At 71.9% G+C, this 1350-nt stretch carries 1 protein-coding gene; it reads right to left on the bottom strand.

Features of this window, described 5'->3' with window-relative positions; genetic code table 11:
• Positions 1-1200 (bottom strand): IS110 family transposase (locus tag ACIGNX_RS34685; RefSeq protein ID WP_396545803.1); only part of this gene is annotated, 1200 nt, incomplete at its 3' end.
• Positions 1201-1350 lie beyond the last annotated feature (150 nt).

Raw genomic sequence — 1350 nt, 5'->3', positions numbered from 1 at the left:
GGTGGCCGGTGGTGGCGCGGTCGGTGTGAAGGTTCGGCCGTCGCGCAGCAGTGCCCAGAGGACGTCGACCAGGCGGCGGGCCAGGGCGAGCAGGGCTTGGACGTGGATGAGCCGTTCGCCGCGTTTGCGGTCGTAGAAGGTGCGCGAGGGGCCGTCGGTCTTGATGCCGGACAGGGCGGCCATGTAGAACACGCGGCGCAGCCTGCGGTTGTAGCGCTTGGGGCGGCGGAGGTTGCCGGTGACGCGGCCGGAGTCCTGGGCGACGGGGACGAGTCCGGCGTAGGAGGCCAGGCGTCCGGAGGTGGCGAAGCCGGCCGGGTTTCCGCCGGTGGCGACGAGGAACTCGGTGCCGAGGATCGGGCCGAGGCCGGGCAGGGACTCGATGATCTCCGCCTGGGGGTGTTCGCGGAACCGGCTGGTGATGAGCTTGTCGGTGTCCTTGATCTGCCGGTCGAGGTCGAGCAGGACCGCGGCCTGGCGGGCGATGAGGATCGCGGCGGTGGCTTCGCCGGGCAGGCGGACGGTCTGGGCCAGGGCGGCGGCGTGCGCGTCGGCGGCCATGCGCGGGATGCCCTTGGGCCAGGCGCCGTGCTCGCGCAGGAACGCCGCGACGCCGTCCGGGCCGGCGTGGCGGATCGCGTCGGGGGTCTGGAAGCCGGTCAGCAGCACCAGGGCGCCGCGGGTGGAGAAGTCGAAGGCCCGTTCCAGGGCGGGGAAGACGCCGGTGAGCAGGTCGCGCAGCCGGTTGACGCCGCGGACCCAGTCGGCCATCAGGTCCTCGCGATGGGCGGACAGGCGGGTCAGCTCGACGACGAGGTCGTCGGTGGCGGTCACCGGTGTCAGGTCGGCGCGCATCCGGGCGGTCTCGGCGATCACCCTGGCGTCCTTGGCGTCGGACTTGGCCTCGCCGCGGAACACCCCGGTCATCCGGTTGACCACCCGGCCGGGCACGTAGACGACCGGCTGTCCGGTCGCGACCAGGACCGCCACCAGCAGCGCCGCCGCGCTGCTGGTCAGGTCGATCGCCCACCGCACCTCGGTCGCCGCCTTCGCGGCGCGGGCGACGAGCTGCTCGATCGCGGCCTGGTCGTTGGCCACCTTCTGCGAGAACACGATCTTGCCGTTCCCGTCCATCGCGCACGCGTGGTGGTGGACCTTGCCGACGTCGATCCCGACCCACACCAGAGGTCGATCCGTCACGCCACTGCTCCCGTTGTCGCAGGTCAACCCCGTGGAAAACCCCGCCAACAGGTCCCTAAACAGCGACGATCCGCAACAGGTCTGAATCAGTGGCCAGGGCGTCCGGAACGACGGGGCGGCCATTCCTTCCGAGCCACCGCGCGGCAGACA

The organism is Actinosynnema sp. NPDC053489 (assembly GCF_044544865.1).
Taxonomy (GTDB): Bacteria; Actinomycetota; Actinomycetes; order Mycobacteriales; family Pseudonocardiaceae; genus Actinosynnema.
This window is presented reverse-complemented; position numbering and strand designations above follow the sequence as displayed.